Annotated in this window: 8 protein-coding genes; 4 read left to right on the plus strand and 4 right to left on the minus strand. The window is 54.0% G+C overall.

The window, feature by feature from the left end; all coding sequences use genetic code 11:
• Both IBX51_RS14555 and IBX51_RS14560 read left to right on the plus strand, forming a co-directional pair.
• On the plus strand, positions 1–633 hold a 633-nt coding region (locus tag IBX51_RS14555; protein WP_291832031.1), incomplete at its 5' end, for an RNA methyltransferase.
• Positions 630–980: a hypothetical protein gene (locus tag IBX51_RS14560; RefSeq protein ID WP_291832032.1), complete on the plus strand. Its 351-nt coding sequence runs from the start codon at positions 630–632 to the stop codon at positions 978–980. The genes IBX51_RS14555 and IBX51_RS14560, both read left to right, overlap by 4 nt.
• A gap of 63 nt (positions 981–1,043) precedes the next feature.
• On the opposite strand, the gene IBX51_RS14565 is transcribed toward IBX51_RS14560, so the two are convergent.
• A complete protein-coding gene (locus tag IBX51_RS14565) occupies positions 1,044–1,712 on the minus strand; it encodes a Fic family protein (RefSeq protein ID WP_291832033.1) in 669 nt (222 codons plus the stop codon).
• A 311-nt stretch (positions 1,713–2,023) separates the two neighbouring features.
• Here IBX51_RS14565 and IBX51_RS14570 point away from each other — a divergent pair, with 311 nt between their 5' ends.
• Both IBX51_RS14570 and IBX51_RS14575 read left to right on the plus strand, forming a co-directional pair.
• Positions 2,024–2,410 carry a glutathione S-transferase N-terminal domain-containing protein gene (locus IBX51_RS14570; RefSeq protein WP_291832034.1) on the plus strand — a complete coding sequence of 129 codons (387 nt, stop codon included), beginning with the start codon at positions 2,024–2,026 and terminating at the stop codon, positions 2,408–2,410.
• A gap of 16 nt (positions 2,411–2,426) precedes the next feature.
• Positions 2,427–2,708, plus strand: a complete 282-nt coding sequence (locus IBX51_RS14575; RefSeq protein ID WP_291832035.1) for a pyrimidine/purine nucleoside phosphorylase — start codon at positions 2,427–2,429, stop codon at positions 2,706–2,708.
• 114 nt (positions 2,709–2,822) lie between these two features.
• Here the strand turns inward: IBX51_RS14575 and IBX51_RS14580 are convergent, their stop codons facing one another.
• The 3 genes from IBX51_RS14580 to IBX51_RS14590 all read right to left on the minus strand — a co-directional run bounded on the left by IBX51_RS14580 (position 2,823) and on the right by IBX51_RS14590 (position 3,983).
• Complete coding sequence (locus IBX51_RS14580) at positions 2,823–3,122, minus strand: HigA family addiction module antitoxin (protein WP_291832036.1); 300 nt, start codon at positions 3,120–3,122, stop codon at positions 2,823–2,825.
• A 12-nt stretch (positions 3,123–3,134) separates the two neighbouring features.
• Positions 3,135–3,413 (minus strand): type II toxin-antitoxin system RelE/ParE family toxin, encoded by a 279-nt coding sequence (locus IBX51_RS14585; protein WP_291832037.1) that lies wholly within the window; start codon positions 3,411–3,413, stop codon positions 3,135–3,137.
• A gap of 126 nt (positions 3,414–3,539) precedes the next feature.
• Positions 3,540–3,983, minus strand: a complete 444-nt coding sequence (locus IBX51_RS14590) for a pilin (RefSeq protein ID WP_291832038.1) — start codon at positions 3,981–3,983, stop codon at positions 3,540–3,542.
• Positions 3,984–4,050: the final 67 nt, after the last annotated feature.

The raw sequence follows: 4,050 nt of genomic DNA on the forward strand, positions 1-4,050 counted from the left end.
CAACTCTATGTAACCAGTGCCTACGAACACTGGAACAGCCCCTGGCCGAAACACCTGATCAGTGACCGGCAGATGGCTCAACTGGCCGACACCAAAAGCCCCCAAGGTATACTGGCGGTGGTGCCGATGCCGCCGGCTAACAACGAAAGTCCCGCGCCCGGCGATAAAGCCATCTACCTGCACGAAGTCCAGGACCCCGGCAACCTGGGGACGATTCTGCGCACCCTGGCTTGGTTTGGCGGCATGCGCTGCCTGCTGAGCCCCGGCAGCGTGGACCCGTTCAACCCGAAAGTGGTCCGGGCCAGCATGGGGGCTATTTTTCACGTATCGATTGAAACCGAGGTTTCGCTGGAGACTCTCGCCAGCCACTATCCCCGCATCGCCTGTTTGGACATTGACGGCGAAGCCATCGCCAGTCCAGCTTTTGCAGAACACGACTGCTACCTGTTTGGAAACGAAGCACGCGGCGTGCCCCCGGAAGCGTTGAATGAGCTGGCCGCTCAGCGCTACACCATTCCCGGAGCGGCGAAGATCGAATCCTTAAACCTGGCCTCTGCCGTGAACATGGCGGTTTATGAGCTGAACCGAAGCACCGCTGGCAGCGTTGCTTCCACCTTAGAGGCAAACCGATGATTCGCAAATACGTGATCGGAACACTCTCTCTCGGGGTGTTCCTCGCTTTCATCCTGGCCATGGTGCTGATGGTGCAACTGCACCGCTACGGCATCGCCGTGGACGTTACCCGCCTTGAGAACCTGCAAACCTGGGCCGGAGACGATGCCGATCGCCAGGCGCAGATGCAGAGATACTTCGAGCAATGCATCGACAACCATCGGGATATGGAAGACAAACGCAGCCCGGAACATATTCGCTCTTTATACCAGTGCGCCAAAGAGCATGGCTCTGCCGAGATTGCCCAAGTGGTGCGGCAAGCGCCCAATACGGTAGAAGCACCGGCACCGCTGCGCTGGATCTGGTAATTCAAGTTGGGGTCAGACCCAAATACATTTGGCGAGGTGAAATGTGTTTGGGTCTGACCCCCATCATTCCTTCATGATGCGCACGGCCCGTTCATCCATACAGCTTCGAACAAATGTGTTCATCGCCTTCTGGTCACCAGATTCGTAAAAATCCAGCATCAGTTCATTGAACTCCAGCTGACGTGAAGCAGGGATATTAATAGCGGGGTATCCGTTATTCAGCAGGTGGCCGTTCATCATAAACCGGCCCATGCGCTTATTAACATCGTAGAAGAACTGGCAACGGGCCATGCTCAGGAAGATGTGAATGGCCTGGTCATAGACATCTTCATATTGCTGCATCGCTTCGATCATGCGCTCGAATAGACCCGGAAGCTCACTTGCCGACGGCGGTTCGTAATCCGTGCCGGCGATCAGCACAGAACCGGTGCGAAAGCAGCCCCACTCCAAAGCTTCTTCCTTTGCAGCAATAGCGTGTAGATCCGTAGCACACTCTTTGTTCAGTGCGAACTGCCCTTCCCTGATCATCTGAAACAGCCGTTTCCAGGCCTCCCCCTGATTGACCGCGATTTGCTGATCACTCAGCTTATGCCCACCCACGGTGACGCCTTGCAGCAGGGTTTGCACTTCCGGGAGCGTAAAGTTAATACCCTCCAGCCGCACGGCATCGTACACAAAAACCGACACGGCTCGCTGGGCAAGCATGAGCGCCTTATCTCGGTTTGGCTTCATCGACCAATGCACATCAGTTGGGGAAGAAGGCTGGCGCCCGCTCATGACTGGAACCTCAAGTAGCCAATGTACAGAAAACGTACCTTTGTTGGACGTTCCAGTATTACGTGATTGCCGGTATCAAAACAAGGTGGTCTGGCTAAGCGGATGGAACTTCGGGGTTTCCCGTGAAATTGTGAAGTCGGGGTCAGACCCAAATACATTTGGCGGAGTGAAATGTCCTCGGGTCTGACCCCAATTCGTCAGTCATGGTATCCTTCAGGGCCTGTTTCCAGCAGATCCGCTCATTTCCAAACAGTTTAGGTCTCATTATGCGAACGATTATCCGTGCCTTTTTCCGACTGCTTCGGTTGGTTCTGACACCCTTTATGTTGCTTTCAGAGAAACTCAGCACACCGAAGGCCATCGGCCGCTCGTCTGAGCAGCAAGCGGAGATTGATAAAGCTACCGAAAACCTGGCGCTGTACCAGTTCCGCGCCTGCCCGTTTTGCATAAAAGTGCGTAAAGAGATCGCCCGGCTGGGCCTGAACATCGAGCTGCGTGATGCACAACACGACCCGGCACATCGTGAGGATCTTTTGAATGGAGGCGGCGCCGTTAAAGTGCCCTGCCTGCTGATCACCAACGACCAGGGTGAGAAGCAATGGATGTATGAATCTGGTGATATCAACGCTTGGCTGAATCGGCAGTTTGGATAAATAAGGGGTAAGGACCATGTTAAACGTAAATGAATACTTCGACGGCAAAGTAAAGTCCATCGCGTTTCAGGGTGAGAGCCTGCCGGCAACCGTAGGTGTGATCAGTTCCGGTGAATACGAGTTCGGCACCAGTAAAAAAGAAGTGATGACGGTTGTCAGCGGCGCGTTAACCGTTCAGCTTCCAGATAGTGATAGTTGGACCCGCTACGAAGCTGGTGAAGCCTTTGAAGTAGCCGCCAACACCAGCTTTAAGGTTAAAGCTGACGTAGATACCGCCTATTTCTGCACCTACGAGTAGGGTTCCCGATGGGACTCTGCGCTACAGCTACCCCAGGGGAGCGCTATGATAGCCGGAGCGGAGGGGAAAGGTTGTTTATGAACAAAAATGCCTGTCCATAATGGTTTGTGATTTTCAGGCAGCGTGCGGCTGTATCTCCTTAGCAATCTTAGCTTCCTTGCCTATCTGAGCCTGGCGCAGCTCAAACTCAGTTTGCAGGTTCAACCAGAACCGCGCACTGGTGCCAAAGTAACGAGCTAGTCGCAGCGCTGTGTCTGCGGAAACGCCCCGGTTCTCACGAACGATCTCGTTCATCCGCGTCGCAGGAACATTCAAAGCCTTCGAGAGCGCATTTACGCTCATCTCCAGCGGCTCCAGATACTCTTCCCGTAGAATCTCTCCAGGGTGAATGGGACGCATACCATTGCTAATCATTGTGCGACCTCCTCAGTGGTAATCAACAATTTCAATATCTTCCGGACCATCAGCAGTCCATCGAAAGCATATCCGCCACTGCCGGTTAATGCGGATACTGTGCTGGCCTTCCCGGTCACCATTCAAGGCTTCAAGCCGGTTACCAGGTGGGGATTTCAGATCATCCAGCTCTGCAGCTGCTTGCAGCACTATCAACTTACGCTCAGCTGCAGCTTTTATCGCCGAAAACCGTCTGGTTTTTCCAGTCTCAAACAGCGCTTGAGTGTCTTTGCATCGAAAGCTCTTAATCATACCGCCAGCGTATAACGCTTACCGTTAAACGTCAAACAGCATTTATCACTCATGCCCCGTCAGACTCACAGGCTAGTGCCTGTCCACATGGGCCGTGTTTCGGCCCGGGGTTCAGCGCCATCAACGCTAAATCGCTGTGCAATTGGCAGGAGTGTAGCTTGGCCGCCATTGCGCCGCGCCAGTTTTATCAACAACGCAGCTCCACACCCCGGCAACCGTGCGCTCGTGACGGAGAATGACACCTGCCAAATTTGGGTGAGCCCTGCCCCCCATGGTCACCTGCAGGTGACCGGATCCGTCAACGTTGACGGTGCCAATTTCGGTCGCGGTGTTACCGGTCGTGAGGTTTGAAGGGCTGTACCCCAACGACTGGTTGTTAATGTTTGAAGTACCCGTAAGGTTTGCCTCAAACCCTGAGCGGTAAGCCCCGAGTTCGCTAACTGCCCGGTTGATCTGAGTTTTTACGATGTAGCCCTGATATGAGGGAATAGCGGCGGCAGCCAATATGCCAATGATCGCAACAACGATCATCAGCTCTATCAGGGTGAAGCCTTTGGCGTGAGTGGGCATAGCGCTGTCTCATTGGATTGTTTCTTTGAGATGTTCAGCAAAATGGGGGCCATGTTTGGGTGGTGAG

The organism is Marinobacter sp., from assembly GCF_014859525.1.
Taxonomy (GTDB): domain Bacteria; phylum Pseudomonadota; class Gammaproteobacteria; order Pseudomonadales; family Oleiphilaceae; genus Marinobacter.